Here is a 23,712-nt window from a genome sequence, read left to right on the forward strand (position 1 = left end):
AAGCGGAGTGGGCGGCATCGTGGGACGGTCGGGGAGACTTATGGAAGCGCCTCGCTGGAACATCATCACGCCTTCCCAGTACGAGTGGGAGCGGCGTGGTCTTGACTTCATCCGGGCGGGCCTGCCCGACCACGACCCGTACCGGGCGTGGGCCAACTTCGAGTTCCAGACCGCCGACGGCGCAATTTACGAAGTCGATCTGCTCGTCCTGACCAAGATGGGGTTCTGGCTGGTGGAGTGCAAGGCGTGGCCGGGTCACATCTGGGGCGACCCTGGGACGTGGACCCGCTCCCACGACGGCAGGCTCCACACCGAAGACAACCCCGTTCTGCTGGCTAACCGGAAGGCCAAGGCCCTCGCCTCGCTGCTGAAGGTCCAACCGGCCCTGGGTAAGCTGCGCCTGCCGTGGCTCGACGCCCTCGTGTTCCTGTCAGCCGAAGACGTGCAGTGCGGGTTGACCGGCAACGCCCGCAACCGGGTGCTGCTCCGGGACCGCCCGAAGACCGACACACGCCCCGACCAGAAGGGCATCCTCGCCGCCCTCATCAACCGGGAGGGGCCGGGCATCGACGCCGACCTGCGGGGCACAATCGACATCAAGGTGGCCAAGGGGCTGTCCCGTGCGATGGAGCAGGCCGGGGTGCGACCGTCGCAACGGTCCCGGCGGGTCGGCGACTACATCCTCGGCGACCTGATCTTCGACGGGCCGGGCTACCAGGACCGGCTCGCCAAGCACGCCTCGTTCGACAGCGTGTACTGCCGGGTGCGGCAGTACACCGTCGCCCAAGCCTCCTCGGAAGACGACCGGCAGCGGCTCAAGCGGGCGGCGGCTCGTGAGTTCCAGATCATCCAGACGCTGGACCACCAGAACGTCCTGCCGGTGCTGGACTACAAGGAACACGAGAACGGCCCGGCCCTGCTGTTCCGCTACCTCGACCCGAACGCCGTGCGGTTCGATCACTACCTCGCCACCCACGGCCCGAAGCTCGAAACCGGCCAGCGGCTCGACCTCCTGCGGCAGTTGGCCGACGCCATCCGGTACGCCCACCGCAAGCGGGTGATCCACCGCTCGCTGGGGCCGCAGAGCATCCTGGTGTCGGATGCGGAATCGTCCTCGCCCCGGCTCCAGGTGTACAACTGGCAGGTCGGCGTGCGGGAGAGTACGTCCACGTCGGGCCGGGTCACGAACGTCGAGGATTTGGTCGAGGCCCAGTCGCTCGTCTACATGTCGCCCGAAGCCCTGTCCGACTCCCGCAAGGTGACGGAGGCGTCGGACGTGTTCTCGCTGGGGGCCATCGCCTACCACCTGTTCGCCAACCGCCCCCCGGCCAGCAACCCGACCGAGTTGGCCAGGGTGCTGCGGGACCAGAAGGGGTTGAGCGTGTCGGCGGTCCTCGACGGGGCCGGTCCCAAGCTCGAAGAACTGATCCAGTGGAGCACGCACCCCGACGTTCTCACCCGCATCGGCTCGGTCGAGGACTTCCTCGTCCTGCTCGGCGACGTGGAGGACGAACTCACCGCCCCCAAGGAAACGGTCGTCAACGACCCGCTGCACGCCAAGCAGGGGGATCGGCTGCCGCACGGGTTCGTGGTGAAGAGGGAGTTGGGCCAGGGGGCCACCGCCAAGGCCCTGCTCGTGGTGAAGGACGAGAAGGAGTCGGTCCTCAAGGTGGCGCTCGCCGAGGACGACAACACCCGACTGCACGAGGAGGCTGACGCCCTGCGGTCGATCCACAGCGAGTTCATCGTCGCCATCGAGCAGGAACTGACGATGAGCGGCAGGACCGTTCTGGTGCTGCAAAAGGCTGGGGACCACACGTTGGCGGCGGTCCTGGCCAAGGACGGCGTGCCGGGCCTCGAACTGCTGTCCCGGTACGGCGACGACCTCCTCTCGGCCCTCTGCTCGCTGGAGCGCCACGGCGTCGTCCACCGGGACATCAAGCCGGACAACATCGGCATCCGGTCGCTGACCAAGCAGCGGAACCAACTGATCCTTTTCGACTTCTCCCTGGCCCGTGCCCCGCTCGACCACATCCACGTCGGCACGGAGGGCTATCGTGACCCGTTCCTCAAGCTGCGCAAGCCCGCCCGCTGGGACTTGGCGGCGGAGCGGTACTCGGCGGCGGTCACGCTGTACGAGATGACGCTCGGCCACGGCGTTCTGCCGCAGTGGGGGAACGACAAGTCCGACCCGGCGCTGACGAACGACAGGCTGGTGATCGACGCCGAGAAGTTCGACCCCAGCGTGCGGGACGGGCTGATCGAGTTCTTCTCGACGGCCCTGCACCGGGAGCCAGCCGAGCGGTACGACAGCGCCTACGACATGCAGACGGCGTGGCGTCAGGTGTTCACCGAGGCGGAACAGCGGAAGATCGTCACGGCCACCGGGGACGAGATCGTCCTGGGCGTCTCGCTCGAACAGGCGACCCTCGGCACGCCGGTATCCGCCCTGGGGCTGTCCACCCGTGCCCGCAACGCCCTGGAGCGGGCCAACGCCGTCACGGTGCGTGACCTGCTGAACTTCCCCGTCGGCGACATCCACCTGATGAAGGGCGTGGGCAACCAGACCCGCCAGGAGATCATCCGCTTCGTCATCCAGTTGCGGGGCAAGTTCCCGAACGTCGAGCCGGTCAAAGTGAAGGACCAGCCCGCCGAAGACGACTCGGCTGGCCCGCCGAGCCTCGAAGCCCTGCACCACCGCATCGTCGGCGCTCGCAACCCGAAGAAGGACGGGGAGTGGAACGTCCGGTCCGGGCTGCTCGGCCTGTCGGCCCCGGACAGCCAGCCGCCAAGTGCATGGCCGAGCCAGACGGACGTGGCCGAGGCGCTGGGGATCACCCGTGCCCGTGTCGGCCAAGTCGTTTCGACGGAGCGCACCCGCTGGGGGAAGGACGCCCAGATCACCGCCTTCCGCCACGAGTTGTGCGAGCAAATCCAGCGGCTCGGCGGCGTCGTGACCATCGCCGAAATCATCGACCTGACGATCCTCCTGCGCCCCGCCGCCAGCACCCCCGACGCCGCCCGGCAGCAGCGCCTCGCATCCGCCGTCGCACGGGCGGTGGTGGAGACGGAAGACATGATGGCCCAGCGGCGGTTCCAGATGCGGCGGGTGGCCGGGAAAGTCGTCGTCGCCTGCTCGCAGGAGTTGGCGGTCTACGCCGAGAAGCTCGGTCAGGTCGCCGACCAACTGGCCGGGGCCGACCCGCTCGCCTCGCCGATCCGGGTGTTCCAGGAGCTATACGAGGTCCAGCAGCCGTCGCAGCCGCACGGCTGCCAACCCTTCGGCAACGAGCGGCTGCTGAACCTCGCAGCGGCCATGAGCCAGAAGGCGGCGGTGTCGTCCCGCCAGGAGGTTTACCCCCGTGGGATGGCGGCGGAACGGGCGCTGCGGCTGGGCATCGGGGCGCTCAGCGGTCTGGGCATCGGGGACACGGAAAAGGGATTCAGCGTCGAACAAGTGCGGGAGCGGGTGAAGAGTCGTTACCCCGCCGCCGAGCCGCTGCCGGATCGACCCGACCTCGACGCCCTGCTGCACAAAGTCGGGCTAGACGTTCGCTGGGACGCCGACTCGAAGCTGTACCAGCGGCGGGAGGCGACAACCCTCGTCACGTCCGGGTCGTCCGTCCCCCGCAGGCGTTCGACGGCGACCACGGCCCGGCAGGTCGAAGTCACCCCCGACGTGGCCGACGCACGGGCCTTCGAGGAGCGGCTCAAGCACGCCCACGGCGACGGCGGGTTCCTCGTGCTGACCGTCCGGCCCAGCCGGATGCGGTGGGCCGAGGCGGAACTGTTGCGGCGGTTCGACCTGGAGCGTGTGTCGTTCGACGACCTCTTCTTCGACGTGCTGCGGGACGAGGCGAAGGAACTCGAAGTCGATTGGGCCGTCATCGAGCAGGCCGACGGCGCTGATCCCACCAGTCAGGACTGGAAGAACCTGCTCCACCTGATCGGGCGGGCCGGGCCGAAGATCGCTTCCCGACTGGCCGACCGGCGGGACCACCTGCTACTCGTACACCCCGGCCTGATCGCCCGGTACGACCTGATGGCGGTCCTCGAAACGCTGCGGGACCGGGTGGGGCACGACGCTCCCTGCCCCGGCCTGTGGCTGCTCGTGGCCACCGACGGGCAGAACGAGATGCCGGTACTCGACAACGCCGAGATTCCGCTCATCACGCCGGGCCAGAGGGCGAGGGTGTCCGAATCGTGGCTGGAGAACCTGCACCGGGGCCGGTCGGAACAATCGACCGTTCCCGCCGCCGCCGGGAAGAAGGTGGGCAACCGCACATGATCGACACCAAAGCCCTCGTCCCGCAGTTGCAGAAGCAGGTGGAGTTGCTGACCGAAGACCTGCTCGTGCAGGCCCGGACCGTCGCCGCCGTGACGACGTTCCTCCGGGAACACTTCGACAAAGCCGTCGAGAGCGGGCGGCTGTCCCAGAGCTTCGAGGAGTGGTCGGAGGACTACCTCGAACAGGTGGCCGTGTCGTGGGTGCTGTCTTGCGTGTTCGTGCGGTTCCTCGAAGACAACCACCTGATCGACGAGTGCTGGATCGCCGGGGAGGGGGACCGGGGCAAACTGGCCGACGGTCACTACGAAATCTACTTCCGCAGCTACCCGCACGACTCGGACCGGGAGTACCTGAAGTATGCCTTCCGGGAGGTGGGCAAAATCCCGGCGGCGAAGGAGTTGTTCGACGACGAGAAGACGCCCCTGTGGGCGGTTGATCCGAGCGGCGACGCCGCCCGCCGCCTGCTGCTGTTCTTCAAGGAGATCGACGCCGAACGGGGCGGGCTGAAGCGGCAATTCGACACCCGTGAGACGCAGGTGATCGCCGACATCGCCGAGAAGCTGGCTCCGCAGGCCCAGTTCCTCGGCGACCTGTACCAGGACTTGTCGGAACACGCCCGGAAGAAGTACGCCCTGCTGCAAACCCCGGAGTTCGTGCAGCAGTTCATCCTCGACCGCACCCTCACGCCCGCTATCGACGAGTTCGGGCTGAAGGGGCTGCGACTCATCGACCCGTCGTGCGGGTCGGGGCACTTCCTGCTCGGCGCATTCGACCGGCTCTTCGCCCTGTGGATGAAGCCCGAAAACGGCGTGAACAACCCGGTCGTCGCCGCCCAGAACGCCCTCGACAGCCTGTTCGGGGTGGACATCAATCCGTTCGCCATCGCCATCACCCGATTCCGAATGCTGGTGGCGGCGGTGCGGGCGTGCGGCATCAACCGGCTCCACCAGCAGAGCTACGCCTGGAAGCTGAACCTCGCCGTGGGCGACAGCCTGCTGCGGGGGAGTCGGCCCATGTTCGGCGACGTGCGCACCCGCATCATGGTGCAACAGGAGATCGAGTTCGAGCCGGTTCAGAAACTGCGGACGGAAGACCCGAAAGCTGCTAACGACATTCTCGACCGTGGCTTCCACGTTGTCGTCGGCAACCCGCCATACATCACGGTGAAAGATAAGGCACAGAGCCAGAACTACCGAGAGGTGTACAGCACCTGTCACCGTCAATTTTCGCTCGGTGTGCCCTTCACCCAGCGGTTCTGGGACTTGGCGATCCGAAAGGGCGAGCCAATCAAGGCGAGTGGCGAGGCGGTAAGTCCGTCGGCGGGTTTCATCGGGATGATTACCGCCAACTCGTTCATGAAACGGGAGTTCGGCAAGAAGTTGATCGAGGAGTTTTTCCCCAAGACCGACCTCACACACATCATCGACACCTCTGGTGCGTTCATCCCTGGACACGGCACGCCGACGGTGATCCTCTTCGGACGTGCCCGCAAGCCGGTTAGCAGTACCATGCGGGCTGTGCTCGGCATCAAGGGTGAGCCGACGACTCCAGACGACCCAGCGAAAGGGCTAGTTTGGCAGTCAATCCTTCAGCAGATCGACAACGGCGGGGTGCAGGATGAGTTCACGTCCACTGCGGACGTGGGAAGGGATGCGTTCGCAAGCCACCCGTGGAGTATTGGTGGAGGCGGGGCGGCAGATGTGATGGAACGAATTGAAGAAAACAGCATCGGCCAGCTTGGGCCATTAACCATCGCTATGGGCCGGGTTGCTCACACTGGTAGTGACGAGGTGTATCTGGCTGACAAGTCTGCGCTAAGCCGAAATATGATACCGGCTGACAACATTGCTACGTTTGTTGATGGAAGCTGTGTTCGTGATTGGATGGTGTGCTATCCCACTTCGGCATTATTCCCATACGGGACCAACTACGCCCCGTTGAGTGAGAATTCGATTGCCCAGGTGTTCAAGTGCCTATGGCCATTCCGGGATCAACTGTGGCAGCGGCGTGAGCCGAATGGCACGCACAGAGAGATCGGGAAAACGTGGTTCGAGTATTCCCGCTTTCACCCTGAACGGTTCGTGGGACGCTGTATCACGATGGCATTCGTTGCTACTCACAATCATTTTTCCTTAGACGAAGGAGGAAAGGTTTTCAATCGACATGCTCCGATCATCAAGCTGCCTGCTGACGCCACCGACGACGATCACTTCGCTCTGCTCGGCCTCCTCAACTGCTCAACCGCCTGCTTCTGGATGAAGCAGAACTTCCAGACCAAGGGCAGCAGCGGTATCGGTCGTGGAATCTATGACGAGAAATGGGAGGCGTTCTACGAGCATACCGGAACTGGCTTGGAACGCTTTCCGATTTGCGCCAGCAAGCCTACGGCATTGGCTTACCGACTCGACCAGAGTGCCCAACGGCTCGCTCGGTTGTCGCCCGACCGCATCCTTGCGACCTGGGACGGGAGGACTGACCTGGGACAATTGCTTCGAGACGCCGAGTACGACTCGGTGACGGTTCGCATGGAGATGATTTCCCTTCAGGAAGAACTCGATTGGCGGTGCTACGAACACTACGGCTTGTGGGAAGACCCGGAAGTGTACGACGGTGAGGGGTACGAGGCGCTGAACCTCGGCGAGCGGGCCTTCGAGATCGTCATGGCCCGGCAGATGGCACAGGGGAAACTGAAGACGGCGTGGTTCGACCGGCACGGCTCGACGCCGATCACCGAACTTCCGGCCCACTGGCAGCCAGCCTACCGCAAGATGGTTGAGCGGCGCATCCAGGCCATCGGCATGAACAAGGAAATCGCCCTGATCGAGAAGCCGGAGTATAAGCGGCGATGGAACACCGAGGCGTGGGACGCACAGCAGCAGCGGGCACTGGAGAACTGGCTCCTCGACCGACTCGAAACGCCGAAGTACCGTAAGGGGACCAAGGACCGGCCCGAACTGACCACCACGGCGCAGATGGCAGACGTGGCCAGTGCCGACGCTGAGTTCCTGCAAGTCGCCGCCCTGTATCGGGGCCGACCGGACTTCGACGTGGCCGCTCTCGTGGCCGAACTGGTGGAGGCCGAATCGGTCCCGATGCTGCCAATCCTGCGGTACAAGCCTGCGGGCCTGCGGAAGCGGGAGGTGTGGGAGCGGACGTGGGACTTGCAACGGCAGCAGGACGCCGGGGAAGATGGGGGCGACATCCCCGTGCCGCCGAAGTACGGCTCGACCGACTTCCTGAAGCCCGACTACTGGCGGCTGCGGGGCAAGCTCGACGTGCCCAAGGAGCGGTGGGTGAGTTACCCGCACTGCTCCACTGACAGTGACCCGACGCTCGTAGTCGGGTGGGCCGGGTGGAATCACCTGGAGCAGGCGACGGCCCTGATCGCCTACTACGACACCCGCAAGCGGGAGGGGTGGGACGCCAAACGCCTCACCCCGCTCCTGGCGGGCCTCGACCAACTGCTGCCGTGGATTCACCAGTGGCACACGGAGATCGACGCCGAGTTCGGGGAGACGGCGGGCCAGTCGTTCCAGGCGATGCTGGCCCACGACGCCCACGAACTCGGCCTGACGCTCGAAGCCGTGCGCACCTGGACGCCGCCGGAGAAGACCCGCAAGGCCCGGACGCCGGGAAAGAAGAAGGCCCCCGCCGGAGAGCAAGACGATGCCTGAGAAGCTCATCAGCGACTTGCTCGATCTGCCGGAGAAGGTCCGCAAGGGGGACTTCGTTCTCAACTTGTCGAAGGGCGTGACCGAGCCGGACAAGACGCTGGAGCAGTACGTCGTCACGCCCCAACTGGTGGCGTGCTTCGACGACGCCCTGGGGTTCATCCGCCAAGCGGTCGAGTCGGTCAACAGCAAGGCGTGCTACCTGCACGGCAGCTTCGGGGCCGGGAAGTCGCACTTCATGGCGGTGCTGCACCTGCTGCTCCAGCACAACCCCGCCGTGCGGAACATCGCCGAGTTGGCGAAGCTGTTCGACGCCCACCGAAAGGACAACCACGGGTGGGTCGAGAGCAAGAAGTTCCTGCTCGTGCCGTACCACATGATCGGCGCTCGCAGCATGGAGTCGGCGATCCTGGGCGGGTACGTCGATCATGTGATGGCCGTCCACCCGACGGCCCCGCTCCCCGGCGTGTATCTGGCCGACGAAATCTTTAAGAACGCCCAGCAGCACCGGAAGGCGCTGGGGGACGACAAGTTCTTCGAGCAACTGAACCAGAGGCAGAAGGGTGGCGGGACGGGGTGGGGCAAGCTGGCCAAGGGGTGGGATGCGGCCCGCTTCGACGCCGCCCTCGAAGCGCCGCCGATGAGTGAGGAGCGGAGCCGGTTGGTCGGCGACTTGGTGCAGTTCATCTTCCCGGCGTTCAAGGGCATCGCCCAGAGTAAGGACGAAGCCTACGTCGATCTGGACGTGGGGCTGTCGGTCATCAGCGTTCACGCCAAGGCGCTCGGCTACGACGGGCTGATCCTGTTCCTGGACGAACTCATCCTGTGGCTGGCCAGCCACGCCGCCGACATCGGGTTCCTGCAAACCGAGGGGAACAAGCTGGCCAAGCTGGTCGAGTCCCGGAAGGCCGAGCGGCCCGTGCCGATCATCAGCTTCGTGGCCCGGCAGCGGGACTTGCGGGACTTGATCGGGGAGAACGTGACCGGGGTGGAGCAACTGAACTTCTCCGACGTGCTGAGCCACTGGGAGGGGCGGTTCCACACCATCACGCTCGAAGACCGCAACCTGCCGGTCATCGCCCAGAAGCGGGTTCTCAAGCCCCGGAACGATGCGTGCCGGGCCGAGTTGGAGGAGTCGTTCGAGAAGACGGCCCAGGTGCGGGCCGAGATCATGGAGGTGCTGCTGACACGGGAGTCCGACCGGACCATGTTCAAGATGGTCTACCCGTTCAGCCCGGCCCTGATCCAGGCGCTGGTGGCGGTGTCGAGCGCCCTGCAACGGGAGCGGACCGCCCTCAAGATCATGCTGCAACTGCTCGTCAACCGGCGGGACACCCTGCGGCTGGGGGACGTGATCCCGCTCGGCGACCTGTGGGACGTGGTGGCACACGGCGATGAGGCGTTCACCGACGTGATGCGGCTGAACTTCGAGAACGCCAAGAAGCTGTACCAATACAAGTTGTTGCCGATGTTGCTTCAACAGCCCGAAGTGAATCTCGACCTCGAAGTGGATCGGGAACGGGCCAAGACGGACACCGACGTGGCCCAGAGGCTTCAAAGGTTCGAGAACGACGACCGGCTGGTGAAGAGCCTGCTGCTGTGCGCCCTGGTCCATGGCGTCGAGACGCTGAAGAACATGACTTGCGTGCGGCTGGCGGCGCTCAACCACGGGACGATCCGCTCCCGCATTCCGGGGCGGGAGCATCAGGTGGTGGCCCAGAAGCTCCGCACCTGGGCGGGCGTGGTCGGCGAGATTCGGGTGGGCGACGAGCCGACCAACCCCACGGTGTCGCTGCAACTGTCGGGCGTGGACACCGAGACGATCATCGAGTCGGCCAAGACGTTCGACAACATCGGAACCCGCCAGTTCAAGATTCGGCAGATGCTGTTCCAGTCGCTCGGCGTGCCCGAACAGGACGACCTGTTCATGTCGCACTCGTTCGTGTGGCGGGGCGGCAAGCGGTCGTGCGACCTGCTGTTCACCAACGTCCGCACCCTGCCGGACGAGTCGCTCCGCTCGACGGATGACTGGAAGCTGATTATCGACTTCCCGTTCGACACCGAGGGGCACTCCCCGGTGGAGGACTTGGACCGGCTCGACAAGTTCAAGGAGAAGTCCGAGCGGCAGCGGACGCTCGTGTGGCTCCCGGCGTTCTTCTCGACCCGCACCCAGGCGGAACTGGCGAAACTCGTCGTGATCGACCGCCTGCTGCTAGGAAACAACCTCGAACAGCACTCCAAGCACCTGTCGATGCAGGACCGGGAGACGGCCCGGCTCCTGTTGAAGAACCAGCAGAGCGCCCTGTCCCAGCGGCTCTTGCAGGCCGTGGAAGCGGCGTATGCCATCCGCTCCGAGCCGACCCCCGGAACGCTGGACGCCTCGTTCGACATGTCCGAGTCGCACTTCCAGTCGCTGTACCCGACCCTCGTGTTGCAGAGGCCCGTGGGGGCGAACCTCGGCGAGGCGTTGCAGCACCTGCTCGATCAGGCGCTGTCGCACCAGTTCCCCAAGCACCCGAAGTTCGGCCAGGAGGTCAAGCTCGGCAAAGACCTGCGGCAGGTTCTCGAAGTCTGCCAGGAAGCGGCCCGCACGCCGGACCGCCGGGTGTTCGTCGAGGACAAGGGTGTGCGGCTCAAGCTCCGCAACATCTGCAACCCGCTCGACCTGGGCCAGATGTCGGAGACGCACTTCGTCCTGGACGACAACTGGAAGAACCACTTCAACCGGATGCTGGCCCAGTCGGGCCAACCGCACCCCACGGCGGCGGACCTGCGGCGGTGGACCGACCAGCCGGACGACCGGGGCTTGCAGCGGGAGGTCCAGAACCTGCTGATCCTGGTGTACGCCGACCAGACGAACCGCTCGTTCGTGCGCTACGGCAGCAACTACACGCCCGGCCTGGACGACCTCCCGAACGAGTTGGAACTTCAGGAGCAAACCCTGCCCGACCTGAAGGACTGGGGCGAGGCCGTGTCACGGGTCGCCGACCTTCTCGGCCACGCCGTCTCGAAGCTGCTGAACGCCTCCAACCTCGCCACGCTCGCCGCCAAGGTGAACGAGAGCGTCGTCGAGTTCAAGGCCGACTGCGAGAGCCTGCCGGACCGCCTGCAACTGGTGATGAAGAACCTGGGCGTGCCGGAAGCCGAGTTCGGGAAGTGCGACCGGGTGAAAACCGCCAGGGCGGTGAAGACCGTCCTGGCCGCTGCGGAGAACAAGGAGCCGACGGCGTTGGTGGGAACCCTTGCCCAGGCGAAGCTCGAAACGAACGCCACGGCGATGGGGAAGAGCCTCAAGTCGGCCAAGGCGATCCTTGAGTGCCTGCGGGCGACCCGCTGGGACTTGTTCGCCGCCGTCGCCCAAATCCAGGACCAGCGGAAGACCGACGCCGCCCTGCTGATCCGGGACGTGTGCGGGTGGCTCAAGACCGACGAACACGCCCTGGCGGGCGGCTTGGCCAGCAAGTTGTCCGAGGCGGAAGGCCGGGCGATCAAGTTGCTGACGCCCCCACGGGTCGTGGACCCGACGCCGCAGTTGCCGCCGCTCGACCCGCCGAAGCCGAAGCCCGGCTGGAAGCCGGTCGGGACGGGCGGCAAGTCCCGCCTGGGCCACGACGAGTCGATTGCGGAAGCCACGGCGATCCTTCGGAAGCTGGAAGAGAACCCGAAGCTCAGGCTCACCATCCAGTGGACCCTGGAGGAGGAGTCGCCGTGAGCGTCGGCACACTGAGTTCGCAACAACTGCGGTCCCTCGTGGAGGACAAGTGGCAGCGGGACGCCGACGCCCTGGCCATCGGCCTTCACGTCGCCCAGCCGTGGAAGACGCCCGGCGTCGTGGACTTCGATGCGTGGAAGGCGCACGTCGTCCGGGCCGACACGGTGTTCCAGGTCCGTGAAGCCCTGCTGGACGCCGAGCGCAGCAAGGGCCGGATCATCCTGCTCACGAGGCTGCGGCAGGGAGACCTGGGCAACGACGTGATCGCACGGCTCGCCCGCAGCCGCCTGTTCGCCATCGACCACTGGGCCAGCCTGTGTTCGCTGTTCAAGGCGAAGGAACTCGACCGCTCCGTTTGTGACGCATCCCTGGCCGAGGCGCTGCTGGAGTGCGCACCCGCCGACGGGTATCCGCCCGTCTCGGCGGGGCTGCTCGACGCCGGTACGGTCTGGCGGGCCGTCTGCCGCCACGTCTTCGAGATGGGCGAACGGGAACCCGACCTCGTGACGCTGCTCCTCTGGGCGACGAACCCGACCGCCTCGGCCCGGTACACGAACGTCGGCGACGACCTGCGGGCCAGCCTGCGGGAACGGCTGGTCACCAACCTCGGCGAGGCGGCGGATGCGATCCTGCGGTTCGTGGACTGCCAAGCGGGGGGCGAGGCCCTCGCCCTGGCCGTGGCTTGTCAGGTCGTCTTCGGGGACGGCGACGAGGGCGTGCTGGACGCCGCCGCCGCCCGCATGGAGCAGTACCACGACAACAGACCGATCTCGAAACACGTTGGCCGGGCGCTCGGTCGCACCGCCAACGAAGCCATCGCCGACCTGGACCGGAGCGACGACCCCCGGCTGGCCCAACAGCACCTGCAACGGGCCGACGAACTGCTCCGGCAGTTCCGGTGTGACGAGTACGCCCATCGCAGCCGCCTGACGCTCCTGGGCTACGAGCAGCGACTCGGTCGCTTCGGCACGCAAGTCACGACCGCCCTGGCCGACCTCACGCCTGACGCCATCCGCCGGTGCGAGCAACTTCAACGGGAGATCGCCGCCCACCGCCGGGCCAAGATCGGGCAGCGGACGGACCAACTCTCCCGCACCGAGATGACGCTGCGGCTGTTGCGGTGGCTCGATGCGCCGGGTCCGGTGGCCCTCTCCTTCGGGGAAATGGCGAACGCCTACCGCAAGGAGTTGGCGTTCGCAGACTGGGCACGGGAGTCGGTCTGCCGGGGCGAGGACGTGCCCGCCCTGACGACCGCTTACCAGCAACTCGACCGAACGGTTCTGGCCCGGCGGGAGGCGTTCAACCAGTCCTTTGCGAAGTCGCTGGCCGATTGGACGGCGACGGGTTCGACGTTCAAGGATGTGCTGGGGGTGGAGCAGGTGTTGGCCCAGTTCGTGGCCAAGGTCGCCGAAGCGGGCAACCGAGTCCTGCTGGTCGTGTTGGACGGCATGAGTTGGCCGGTTTGCCACGAGCTACTGGCCGACATCCGCCACGAGCACTGGTTCGAGGCCACCCTGGAAGAGTCGTCGGCGCTCCCGGCCCCGGTCATTGCCACCGTGCCCAGCGTCACGACCTACTCCCGCACCACGCTGTTGTCGGGCGAGGTGACGAAGGGGGATTCGTCGGTCGAGAAACGCAACTTCGAGGCGAACGCCGCCCTCAAGCAAGCCTCCGACAAGCGGCATCCCCCGGTCCTGTTCCACAAGAAGGAAGTGACCGAAGGGGCCAGGGGCGTCGTCGGCGACGACTTGAGCAAGGCCATCCTTTCCACGAACAACAGGCTCGTCGGCGTCGTCATTAACGCCATCGACGACCGCCTCGGTAGCGCCCAGCAGGTGCGTGAGCAGTGGACCGTGAACCGGATCAGCCCGCTGGCAGCCATCCTGAAGCTGGCCAGGGATTCGGGTCGGGTCGTGGTCCTCGCCAGCGACCACGGGCACGTGTGGCATCGCCCCGAAGCCAAGCTGTGTGCGGGCGATGGCGGCAGCCGGTGGCGTCCTCACGGCGGCGAAGCCCTGGACGGCGAGATCGCCGTCACGGGGGACCGGGTGCGTGAGGACGGCGGCAGCCGCTCGGTGATCGTTCCCTGGACGGAGACGATCTACTACGGCAGGCAGCAGAACGGCTATCACGGCGGGGCCACGCCGCAAGAGATGGTCTGCCCGCTCGTCATCCTGATGGACCGGACCAGCACCTACACCGGCCTTTTCCCGTGCGAATACCCGAAGCCGGACTGGTGGACGGCCCCGCCCGTCGCCTCGGCGGTCGTGGCGGAAACTCCCGTCACCGTCCCCACGCCGAGGAAGCCGGTCGGCCTGTTCGACGATCCGGTCGAGGACGACCCCAACCCCGTCGTCGCACCGGCGAAGAACCCCGTCCCGCCTCCCGTCCCCCCCGGCGGCGTCTGGCTCGACCGCTTGTTCGCATCGGCGGGCTACAAAGACCAGAAGGACTTCGTTCGCCGTCACGCCCCCGATGACGACCTCGTGCGCCGCTGCCTGCAAGCCCTGGAGTCGAGCGGCGGCATCATGACCCCGGCGGCGTTCGCCAAGGCAGCCGACATCCCCGCCGTTCGCCTCGACGGGCTGATCGCCCGCATTCAACGGGTGCTGAACGTGGACGGCTACGAGATTCTGACTTTCAGCCGCACGGAGAACCGTGTCGAGTTAAACGCCCCGAAACTCAAGAGGCAGTTTGACCTGGATTGAGCCATGGACATCAGCCCCGAACGACGCCGAGAGATCATCGCCGCCCTGCGGAAGGGGACGGTCCCGCAACGTGGCCTGGATTTCCTGGCCGTCGGGCTGGGCCGCTACGAACCCGTGATGACCGGCGAACTGGCCGACGTGGCGCAGGGCGGCTCCATGTTCAAGGCCGTGCGGGGCGACTACGGCTGCGGCAAGACGTTCTTTGGCCGGTGGGTCCAGGAGTACGCCAAGAAGAAGGGATTCGCCACCGCCGAAGTGCAAATCTCCGAGACGGAAACGCCGCTGCACCGGCTCGAAACGGTCTACCGCCGTGCGATGGAGCAGCTTTCCACGACCGACTGCTTCCTGGGCGCTTTCCGCTCCGTCATCGACGGCTGGTTCTACGGGCTTGAAGAGGACGTACTGGCCGAAGGGACGATGGACCCGTCCGACGAGAAGGCGCTCTCGCTGCGGGCCGACGAACTGCTGGAGCAGCGGCTGGGCGAGATCACCCGTGCCACCCCCCAATTCGCCGCCGCTCTGCGGGCGTACCGGACGGCCCAGCGTGCCAACGACCACGCCACGGCGGAAGGGCTGGCCGGGTGGCTGGCGGGGCAACCCCACGTCGCCGCCTCGGTGAAGCGGGTGGCCGGGGTGAAGGGCGACGTGGACCACTACGCCGCCCTGAGCTTTCTGCGTGGCCTCCTCCTGATTCTGAAGGATTCGGGGTACTCCGGGCTGGTGCTGGTCCTCGACGAGATCGAGACTCTGCAACGGGTGCGGGGCGACGTGCGGGAGAAGGGACTCAACGCCCTGCGGCAGTTGATCGACGACATCGACGGCGGGCGGTTCCCGAACCTGTACTTGCTCACGACCGGAACCCCGGCCTTCTTCGACGGGCCGCAGGGCGTGCGGCGGCTCGAACCCCTGGCCCAGCGGCTGCATGTGGACTTCCAGACCGACCCCCGGTTCGACAACCCCCGTGCGGTCCAACTGCGACTCTCGGCGTTCGACCACGAGCGCCTGCTGGAGGTCGGCGTCAAAGTGCGTGACCTGTACGCCGCCGACTGCACCTCGCCGGATCGGGTTCGCCGCCTCGCCTCCAACGCCTACGTCGAACTGCTGGCCCGCTCCGTCACCGGCAAGCTCGGCGGCAAGGTGGGGATCGCCCCCCGGTTGTTCCTCAAGAAGTTGGTTTCGGACGTGCTGGACCGCATCGACCAGTTCGACGACTTCGACCCGACCAAGCACTACCAGTTGACGATCACCGGCAGCGAGATGACCGCCGTTGAACGTGAATCCCACGCCCAAGGCGTGGACGACATCGAGCTTGACCCGTGACCGCATTCGAGCAGCTACACCCGGCCCTGCAACACCACATCGTCAACTCCCTGGGCTGGGGGGAGTTGCGAGAAGTGCAGTCGTTGTCCATCGAGGCATTTCTCACGGGGGCCAACCTCGTCATCCTCGCCCCGACCGCAGGCGGGAAGACCGAATCGGCGTTCTTCCCGGTCATTTCTCGGATGCTCACCGAGGGGTGGGACGGCCTCTCGGTCCTCTACGTCAGTCCGATCCGGGCACTCCTCAACAACCAGGAGCAGCGCCTCCAAAACTACTTCTCGCTGGTCGGGCGTCGAGCGGCCTGCTGGCACGGGGACACGACGCAGGGCGAGCGGCGGCGGATTCTCGCCGACCCCCCGGACTGCCTGCTGACCACGCCGGAATCCCTCGAAGCGATCTTGGTGTCCACGAGGATCGACCACCGGGAGTTCTTCAAGAACGTCCGGTGCGTCGTCATCGACGAACTTCACGCTTTCGCCGGTGACGACCGGGGCTGGCATCTGCTTTCCGTCTTTTCCCGCATCCGGCGACTGGCCGACCGTGACCTCCAGCGGGTCGGCCTCTCGGCGACGGTGGGAAACCCTGACGAGATGCTAACGTGGCTGTCGGCGGGATCGAAGCGTGAGCGCCGGGTCGTGTCGCCGCCGCCTGCCTCACGGCAAGCGCCCGACGTGCAACTGGATTACGTCGGCTCGCTCGACAACGCCGCCAAGGTGATCTCGCTGCTGCACCGGGGCGAGAAGCGGCTGGTCTTCTGCGACAGCCGCTCCAGGGTGGAGCGATTGGCCCTGCTCCTGCGAGAGCGAGGGGTCGATACCTTCGTCTCCCACAGTTCGTTGGGCCTCGACGAGCGGCGGGCGGCGGAAGAGGCGTTCGCCCAGAAGCAGAATTGCGTCATCGTCGCCACGAGTTCCCTGGAACTCGGCCTCGACGTGGGCGACCTCGACCGGGTGATCCAGATCGACGCCCCGGCCACGGTGTCGTCCTTCTTGCAGCGGATGGGCCGCACCGGGCGGCGGGCCGGGGGACGATCCAACTGTCTCTTCCTGGCAACGAGCGACGAAGGCTTGTTGCGGGCGGCGGCGTTGCTGGACCTGTGGGGCCGTGGGTTCGTCGAACCCGTGAACGCCCCGCCCAAGCCGTTCCACATCCTCGCCCAGCAGTTGATGGCCCTGGTGCTTCAAGAGCGTGGGGTCGGGCGGCGAACCTTTTCGGAGTGGCTGCTCGACGTACCGGCGTTTGCGGCCATGCCCGATGAACAGGTCGGGGCGCTCGTGGACCACTTGGTCCTCACCGGAACCCTGTTCGACGACGCCGGAGTGCTTTCCTTCGGGGTCGAGGGAGAGGCCGAATACGGCAGAAAGAACTTCCTGGAACTCTTGTCGGTCTTCACGTCGCCACCGCTGTTCCGTGTCATGAGCGGCCAGAAGGAGCTAGGCAACGTCCACGAATCGACGTTCTACAAGCGGCAGGAAGGCCCGGTCATCCTCGTGCTGGCGGGCCGAAGCTGGAAGACGAATCACCTGGACTGGAACCGCCGCATCGCCCACGTCGAACCGACCGACGAGAAGGGGCGGTCCCGCTGGATCGGCGAAGGACAGTTCCTCGGCTTCCGTGTGTGCCAAGCCATTCGCCGGGTGCTGGCAACCGAAGCGAACGAACCGAACTGGTCGCAGCGGGCGACGGCCCAGATCGGCGAGGTTCGGATGGAATACCCCTGGGCGACTTCCGACCGGACCACCCTGGTGCAGCAACCGAACGGCGAGGTTCAGTGGTGGACGTTCGCCGGTGGGCTGGCGAACACCCTCGTGGCGGATCGCCTCGGCGGCGGTACGAAGGCGAAGGCGGATAATCTCTGCCTTCGGTTCCCCTCATCCTTGAAACTCGCCGATGTCGAGCGGCTGATCGACTCACGCATCCGAGACGAGATCGTTCCCGTGCCCGGCCCGGAGGCCATCGACAACTTGAAGTTCGGGGAATGCCTGCCGCCCTCGATTGCCGGTGCGGTATTCGCCGCCCGGTTTAACGATCCCGAAGCGATTGAGGCAATTCGCCGGGAGCGAATGCGGGTCATCGTGGCCGGGGAAAGGAGCGAGAAGGCATGACCGAGGACATCCCAATTCGTGACCCTGAACAGATACGGCAGAATTGCGCCCGCAAGCTCCACGCCGTCGAGGTCAGCGAGCATTTCCAGGCGATCCTCGGCTGCCTCCTGAACGAAGACTGGACCACGCCCCGGCTGGTCGAGATGGCCGTCACGCCGGACGGGGCGTTCCTCGGTCGGTGCGACGGCCAGCCGGGTTTCTCGACCTTCTTGGGGGCTGCCGCCGACCTCATCAGGAACATCCACGGGGTTGCCCCGGTCGCCGAACTCGACGGGGACGAAGTGGGCTACTTGGTGGCGAAGGTGGCGGAAACCAAAAGGCAGCGGTAGCGGGGCGTATCTGGTGAAAGGCACAGACAACCCTGAATTGGACGGGGCGACAGGCTGGCCGCTTGGAGTAGCCTGCGTGGTGAGCGATGCTCCATCGGGGCAAGATTTCTTGACCGCCGAGTGGATCGGCAAGGAGATTCCGAGTGGGCCGGACCAGCAAGAAACTGCACGCCAAGTTGAGCCGGGGTGGACTCTCGGACCTCCCGACCGGGAAGACGCCCCGCCACCCGGACACGCCCGACATTGAGGCGTGGATCAGGCAGGGCATGGACCCCGTTCACGCCGCCTACGCCTTCGTCCAGCACGTCACGTCGTTCTTCGCCGAGGGAACGTCCCGCCTCCCGGAGATGAAGAAGTACGCCCACCTCGTCGCCAAGGCCGAAGACGAATACATGCCGTCGGGACCGCCGATGAGTCCGCTGACGGGCAGCTTCTTCACGTCCTGGGCGTTCTACGACCTCCCGTTCGACGACGGCGACACGCTGGCCTCGTGCCTGATCGAGTCGAACGACGTGGTGGGCATGAACCCCGACCAACTCGACGCCCTGAAGAAGATGGCCGCTTCCCGCATGGGCGTGTACCAGCACGTCGGCACGGACGGCCCGCACGTCCGGCTGCGGGAACTCGTCACGAACGCCGAATCCGTCTGCCACCCGACTTCCGGGTATCGGGGAACAATTGGCGAACTCTGGTACGTCCGGCTCCTCCCGCCGCTGCTGCCCGATCTGGCGCAGTACCACGTCGCCTTCACGACCCCGTACATCCTGATGGCGGGTCAGAACGAGTGGTCGCAGTTCCTCCGCAGGGCGCTGGCGGGTTCCGTCAACGATGCGACGGGGCTGCACCGACTCTTCAAGCACGGCCCCGACCCGAACTACTGGAACGAGTTCGTCTTCAAGGCGTACCACCACCACCGGAGCGATGCGATCTTCCTCGCCGGAATCCCGGACCTGAAGGCGACGTTGCCCCATGCGTGACGACGGATCGCTGGCAAACGAAGACAGTTTCTCGACACCACCTTCCGGTGCGGCGGATCGACCATGACACCCGACGACAAGCCCATTACCCCGGCCCAGGCCCGGCAGAAACTCCAGACGGGTCTGGCCGACTACTTGGCGGGCCGGGGGTCGGAGGCGATTGTGTTCCGCCTCAAGCGGACCAAAAAGGCCAGCCACACCTACCCGCTCAAGCTGACCCCGCAACAGCGGGAGACGCTGCTCCGCTGCACGCACCTGGGCCGGACCCTGAAGAAGAAGATGGCGCAGGCCGGGGACGGCACGCAGGTCGTCCCCGTCACCTGGAACGAACTGCACACGCTCAACGACGAAACCGGCCAAGCCGCCGTGTCCGCTCCGAGCGCCGACAAGAAGCGACTGATGGCGGTGATGAGCCGAGTCATCAAGTTCTTCGAGGAAGAAGACATCGAGGGGTTCGACTTCTTGCTCCCGGCCCCGGCGAAGACCGACCGGCTGTTCCAGTTCAAAATCACCCTGCTGGACATCGCACCGGCCATCTGGCGGCGGGTCCGGGTTCCCGACTGCACGCTGGTCGAGTTCCACGAGATCATCCAGGCGGCGTTCGGGTGGGAGAACTACCACCTGCACCAGTTCGAGATCGGCAGCGTGCGGTACACCGAACCGGCCCCGGACGGCGACGACACCGACTCCGAGGACGAGACGGACGTTCTCCTCAGCACACTGCTCCCGGAGTCGAGCCGGACGGCCCAGTGGGTGTACGAGTACGACTTCGGCGACGGCTGGCGGCACGAGGTTCTGTTCGAGGGGTTCCCGCCCGCCGTCCCGAAGGCGAAGCCCCCAATCTGCCTCGAAGGAGAGCGGGCCTGCCCACCGGAAGACTGCGGCGGGCCACCGGGCTACGCTGACTACCTCGCCGCCATCGCTGATCCCCAGGATGAGCAACACGAAGAACTGCTGGAATGGCGGGGGCCGTTCGATCCCGAAGCGTTCGATGCGACGAAGGCGACGAAGGCGATGCGAAAGGTGACGTAGCGGACGACGTGTTCCGCAACGCCCGGAGACGACTCGGCGCAGTTGAATCTTAACGTGGTTGATTCCCAATGCTGCTTCCCCCGTACGAACTCGAACTGTTCTTCAAGCTGCACCGGGCGCTCCTGTTCTTCGTGAACCAGCGCCTTTCGGTGATCCCCGACACGCTCGCCTCGCCGGAAGAGTTCGCCGCCCTCCCGCCGGGCGTGCGCCTCAAGGTCCGGGACGCCCTGACCGCCAACCTCGATCTGATCGAGTCGTTCGTCGGCGAAAATCCCGCTGATCTGTCGGACGACGAACTCGACATCGTGCGCTCGTGGCAACATCTGGTAGCGGGCCGGTTCTACGTCTTCCGGGAACTCAAGAAGTACACCGTGTTCCTCTCGACCGAAACGAAGCCCGTCGCCTACGGCGTCTTGGCCCTGTCGCAGCCGTTCGAGGAGTTGATCGGCCCCTACCTGCCGGTACTGACGCAGACGGTCCTGCTGCCCTTCAAGGACCGGATCGTCTACGACGGCCTGCTGACCAGCTACAACGTGTCGTTCGGCCCCGGCATCCGGCGCAATCTCAACGAGGACTTCAAGACGGCCAAGGACCGGCACGGGATCGTCACGTCTCTGCCACTCTCGGCCACGCCACCGGCAGTGAAAGCGCCGAAGGCCAAGCCCGCCCCGAAGCCGCCGCTCAAGGAGGAAAAGGACGAGTCGCTGGCGGTGATCGTCGGGCTGATCGACGAGTTCTGCCGGGAGCATCTGAACGAGGAGTACGCCGGGCTGTGTCGGAAGTTAGCCGAGAAGCTGGCCCGCAAGCGCCCGTCGCCGCTGGTCGGCGGGAAGCCGCAGACGTGGGCGTGCGGCATCGTCCGCACCATCGGCTGGGTGAACTTCCTGGACGACCGCAGCCAGACGCCGCACATGAAGCTGACGGCCATCGACAAGGCGTTCGGCGTCGGCGAAAGCACCGGCCAGGGCAAGTCGATGCTGATCCGCAAGACGCTGAAGATCAGGCCGATGGACCCGGCGTGGTCGCTCCGCAGCCGGATCGAACGGAACCCGACGGCTTGGATGATCCAGGTGAACGGCTTCCTGGTGGACGCCCGGTTCCTGAAGCGGGAGATTCAGGAAGAGGCACTGCGGAAGGGTCTGATCCCGTACATCCCCGAACGACCGCAACCGCTCAAGGACGACGACGAGGAGTAAACCGATGGCGAAGTCGAAACCGAAGTCCCCGTTTGCAGGCCGCTGGCGGATCGTCTCGATGAGCGCCTGGGACGAATCCTACATCGACGAAGAGGAGGAAGGGTACTTCGAGTTCGACGACAAGGGCGGCGGCGAGTTCCACTTCGGCTACGTCCACGGACAGATGGACTACAAGCCGACCAAACGAGACGGGGAACCCGCCGTCGAGTGGACCTGGGACGGCAACGACGAGATGGACCCGGCGCAGGGCCGGGGATGGGCCGTCGTGAAGGGCGACGAACTGCACGGCATGATCTTCTTCCACGGCGGCGACGACTCCGAGTTCGTAGCGCAGCGGAAAGACGAGCCTGACCCGAAGCCGAAGAAACCGAAACGATGACGACCGACCCCCTCACGCCGGAATACTCGCACACGCAGACCGCCCCGCTGTGCCTGATCCTCTACGCCCCGGCGCTCCTCTGCTGCGCCGTCGGCCTGGGCGTCGGCGACACGCCGGGCGTCTTCGTCGCCGTCGCCGTGGGCGGCGTCCTCGCCCTGTTCGGCACGGCGGTCCACCACCTGACGGTCGAGGACCGGGGCGACCGGCTGGCCGTTCGCTTCGGCCCGCTGCCCCTGATGCGCACGGCGGTGAGCTACGCCGACATCGGGGCGGTCGAGGTCGGGCGCACGCTCCTCCTGGACGGCTGGGGCGTCCACTACAGCGTCCGGGGCGGCTGGGTGTGGAACCTGTGGGGCCGGTCCTGCGTCGTCGTCCGTCTCAGGAACGGCGGCACGCTGCGGATCGGCACGGACGACGCCGAGAACCTGACCCGGTTCCTCGAAACCAAGACCGGCGAACGGGGGGCTTGATCGTGGGAAAGGCAGCGGGCCAATTGAAGCTCGGCAAGGGAACGGCCTTCGTCAAGACACATCTCAAGCGGCTGGAGCAGAACGAAGACACCTGGGAGGCCGACTTCCGGGCGATGCCGAAGCCGCAGGGCCAGACGGAGACGCACTACCTGGGGCTGGTCGTTTCGACCCCCCAAGGCAACCCGTTGGTCTGCCTCCCGGTGGACTACACGCCGGACGTGAACGATCTGGCCGACCTGCTCGCCGCAGCGATGCGCCGCCCGATGACGGATACCGCCCACCGCCCCCGGCGAATCGCCGTCCGGGGCAACCCCCGCTGGGAAGAGTTGTTCCCGCACCTGGGGCAACTCGGCGTCGAAGTCGCCGTCCAGAACGACCTGCCCGCCGTCGAAGATGTTTATGTGGACTTCCTCCGTCAGATGCGGAGGGCGAGGTCCAACCCGCTGATCCTGCGCACGCCCGGCCCGACCGACGTGCAGCAGTCGTTCCCCGCCACCGCCAAGTGGGTGCAGGGCTACGGCCACATCGAGATCGGCGACCAGGAGGGCTTCGGCTTCATCGTCCGGGCCATCGACTACGGCGGGGTGGTCTTCGAGGACGACAAGGCGGGCACGCTGGCCGAGGCGATGGCGGCGCTGGATAAGGGACTGGCCGGGCATTTCGAGCGGGAGGGGATCGAATGAACAACCTGCTCACCGACCTCCCGGCTGAATTGCCAACCGAACTCGTCACCACCCTGCTCGAAGCCGCCGACGTGCGCATCGAGCGGATCGTCTCGCACGGTCACGCCTCGCCCGACGGCTTCTGGTACGATCAGGACCGGCACGAGTGGGTGCTGGTGCTGACCGGGGCGGCGAAACTGAGGTTCGAGGACGAGGCGGTGGAGATGAAGCCGGGAAGTTTCATCAACATACCGGCGCACCGGAAGCACCGGGTCGAGTGGACGACGCCGGACGAGCCGACGGTCTGGCTGGCCGTGCATTACAACGTCGTCCCGGAGGTCACGAGCCGATGAAGGAAGAGGGCAAAGCACCGAGGGAGGAGGCCGAGGTCCGGCTCCGTGTCGTCCTGGTCGCTCCCCCGGCTGGCGTGGACTTCGGCGTTCAGCAGGGAAAGGGCAGCGACTACACGACGATCCAGACGCAGCGGTCGAGCGGCGGCGACCTCACCTTCGAGTTCACCGTGACGGCCAAAGACACCCGTGACGACGGGCTGCCGAACTTCCTCGGCCCGCTGGCGCAGGGGCCGGTGACGGGCCGGTTTATCTACCTCGACATCGGGAAGTGTGCCGGGCAGTCCGACTCTGCCTGGGAGCGGCGAATCAAGGTTCCGTTGGGTGGCATCACCTGGGAGATGATCGAGAGGGCGTCCACGAAACTGGTGCTGGAAGCCCGGCTGCCAGGGACGGGCAAGGACGGCGGGCCGAGTTGTGCAACTGTGAAGCCCGCCGATGGCTGGAAGGTGTGCAGGCGGTGAACGTCGTGGCACGGAGGCGTGTGTAACGAACCCCGGACGAGCTTTCGTT

General features: G+C 66.0%; 15 protein-coding genes. All 15 read left to right on the forward strand.

Features of this window, described 5'->3' with window-relative positions; genetic code table 11:
* Window positions 1-40 precede the first annotated feature (40 nt).
* The 15 genes from pglW (at window position 41) to PX52LOC_RS23630 (ending at window position 23,663) form a co-directional block, all read left to right on the forward strand.
* On the forward strand, window positions 41-4,288 hold the full coding sequence (pglW, locus tag PX52LOC_RS23560) for a BREX system serine/threonine kinase PglW (RefSeq protein WP_149112380.1): 4,248 nt from the start codon (window positions 41-43) through the stop codon (window positions 4,286-4,288).
* Window positions 4,285-7,962 (forward strand): BREX-2 system adenine-specific DNA-methyltransferase PglX, encoded by a 3,678-nt coding sequence (pglX, locus tag PX52LOC_RS23565; protein ID WP_149112381.1) that lies wholly within the window; start codon window positions 4,285-4,287, stop codon window positions 7,960-7,962. The genes pglW and pglX overlap by 4 nt, the downstream gene beginning before the upstream one ends.
* On the forward strand, window positions 7,955-11,671 hold the full coding sequence (locus PX52LOC_RS23570) for a hypothetical protein (protein ID WP_149112382.1): 3,717 nt from the start codon (window positions 7,955-7,957) through the stop codon (window positions 11,669-11,671). The genes pglX and PX52LOC_RS23570 overlap by 8 nt, the downstream gene beginning before the upstream one ends.
* Entirely contained in the window at window positions 11,668-14,379 is a 2,712-nt protein-coding gene (gene pglZ, locus PX52LOC_RS23575) for a BREX-2 system phosphatase PglZ (protein ID WP_149112383.1), read from the forward strand. The genes PX52LOC_RS23570 and pglZ overlap by 4 nt, the downstream gene beginning before the upstream one ends.
* A gap of 3 nt (window positions 14,380-14,382) precedes the next feature.
* A complete protein-coding gene (gene brxD, locus PX52LOC_RS23580; RefSeq protein ID WP_149112384.1) occupies window positions 14,383-15,699 on the forward strand; it encodes a BREX system ATP-binding protein BrxD in 1,317 nt (438 codons plus the stop codon).
* Window positions 15,696-17,804, forward strand: coding sequence for a DEAD/DEAH box helicase (locus PX52LOC_RS23585; protein WP_149112385.1), 2,109 nt, complete (start codon window positions 15,696-15,698; stop codon window positions 17,802-17,804). The genes brxD and PX52LOC_RS23585 overlap by 4 nt, the downstream gene beginning before the upstream one ends.
* On the forward strand, window positions 17,801-18,133 hold the full coding sequence (locus tag PX52LOC_RS23590; RefSeq protein ID WP_149112386.1) for a hypothetical protein: 333 nt from the start codon (window positions 17,801-17,803) through the stop codon (window positions 18,131-18,133). The genes PX52LOC_RS23585 and PX52LOC_RS23590 overlap by 4 nt, the downstream gene beginning before the upstream one ends.
* A 143-nt stretch (window positions 18,134-18,276) precedes the next feature.
* Complete coding sequence (locus tag PX52LOC_RS23595; protein ID WP_149112387.1) at window positions 18,277-19,110, forward strand: hypothetical protein; 834 nt, start codon at window positions 18,277-18,279, stop codon at window positions 19,108-19,110.
* 63 nt (window positions 19,111-19,173) lie between these two features.
* Window positions 19,174-20,142 carry a plasmid pRiA4b ORF-3 family protein gene (locus PX52LOC_RS23600; protein ID WP_149112388.1) on the forward strand — a complete coding sequence of 323 codons (969 nt, stop codon included), beginning with the start codon at window positions 19,174-19,176 and terminating at the stop codon, window positions 20,140-20,142.
* A gap of 68 nt (window positions 20,143-20,210) precedes the next feature.
* Window positions 20,211-21,338, forward strand: coding sequence for a DUF6398 domain-containing protein (locus PX52LOC_RS42065; protein WP_218575147.1), 1,128 nt, complete (start codon window positions 20,211-20,213; stop codon window positions 21,336-21,338).
* Window positions 21,339-21,342: 4 nt separating this feature from the next.
* Entirely contained in the window at window positions 21,343-21,717 is a 375-nt protein-coding gene (locus PX52LOC_RS23610; protein WP_149112389.1) for a hypothetical protein, read from the forward strand.
* The gene (locus PX52LOC_RS23615) at window positions 21,714-22,187 is read left to right on the forward strand and encodes a hypothetical protein (RefSeq protein ID WP_149112390.1); all 474 of its coding nucleotides are present in this window, start codon (window positions 21,714-21,716) and stop codon (window positions 22,185-22,187) included. Before PX52LOC_RS23610 ends, PX52LOC_RS23615 begins: the two co-directional genes overlap by 4 nt.
* A 2-nt stretch (window positions 22,188-22,189) precedes the next feature.
* Complete coding sequence (locus tag PX52LOC_RS23620) at window positions 22,190-22,870, forward strand: DUF6930 domain-containing protein (protein WP_149112391.1); 681 nt, start codon at window positions 22,190-22,192, stop codon at window positions 22,868-22,870.
* Window positions 22,867-23,202, forward strand: a complete 336-nt coding sequence (locus PX52LOC_RS23625; RefSeq protein ID WP_149112392.1) for a cupin domain-containing protein — start codon at window positions 22,867-22,869, stop codon at window positions 23,200-23,202. Before PX52LOC_RS23620 ends, PX52LOC_RS23625 begins: the two co-directional genes overlap by 4 nt.
* On the forward strand, window positions 23,199-23,663 hold the full coding sequence (locus PX52LOC_RS23630; protein WP_149112393.1) for a DUF5990 family protein: 465 nt from the start codon (window positions 23,199-23,201) through the stop codon (window positions 23,661-23,663). Before PX52LOC_RS23625 ends, PX52LOC_RS23630 begins: the two co-directional genes overlap by 4 nt.
* Window positions 23,664-23,712: the final 49 nt, after the last annotated feature.

It is taken from the genome of Limnoglobus roseus, from assembly GCF_008254045.1.
GTDB lineage: Bacteria > Planctomycetota > Planctomycetia > Gemmatales > Gemmataceae > Limnoglobus > Limnoglobus roseus.

Bases quoted from the DNA above. Each gene is read 5' to 3' on its own strand.
- PX52LOC_RS23570 (WP_149112382.1), top strand. From the start codon at position 7,955: ATGCCTGAGAAGCTCATCAGCGACTTGCTCGATCTGCCGGAGAAGGTC.
- brxD (WP_149112384.1), top strand. From the start codon at position 14,383: ATGGACATCAGCCCCGAACGACGCCGAGAGATCATCGCCGCCCTGCGG.
- PX52LOC_RS23630 (WP_149112393.1), top strand. From the start codon at position 23,199: ATGAAGGAAGAGGGCAAAGCACCGAGGGAGGAGGCCGAGGTCCGGCTC.
- PX52LOC_RS42065 (WP_218575147.1), top strand. From the start codon at position 20,211: ATGCTGCTTCCCCCGTACGAACTCGAACTGTTCTTCAAGCTGCACCGG.
- PX52LOC_RS23625 (WP_149112392.1), top strand. From the start codon at position 22,867: ATGAACAACCTGCTCACCGACCTCCCGGCTGAATTGCCAACCGAACTC.
- PX52LOC_RS23600 (WP_149112388.1), top strand. From the start codon at position 19,174: ATGACACCCGACGACAAGCCCATTACCCCGGCCCAGGCCCGGCAGAAA.
- PX52LOC_RS23610 (WP_149112389.1), top strand. From the start codon at position 21,343: ATGGCGAAGTCGAAACCGAAGTCCCCGTTTGCAGGCCGCTGGCGGATC.
- PX52LOC_RS23590 (WP_149112386.1), top strand. From the start codon at position 17,801: ATGACCGAGGACATCCCAATTCGTGACCCTGAACAGATACGGCAGAAT.
- pglW (WP_149112380.1), top strand. From the start codon at position 41: ATGGAAGCGCCTCGCTGGAACATCATCACGCCTTCCCAGTACGAGTGG.
- PX52LOC_RS23615 (WP_149112390.1), top strand. From the start codon at position 21,714: ATGACGACCGACCCCCTCACGCCGGAATACTCGCACACGCAGACCGCC.
- pglX (WP_149112381.1), top strand. From the start codon at position 4,285: ATGATCGACACCAAAGCCCTCGTCCCGCAGTTGCAGAAGCAGGTGGAG.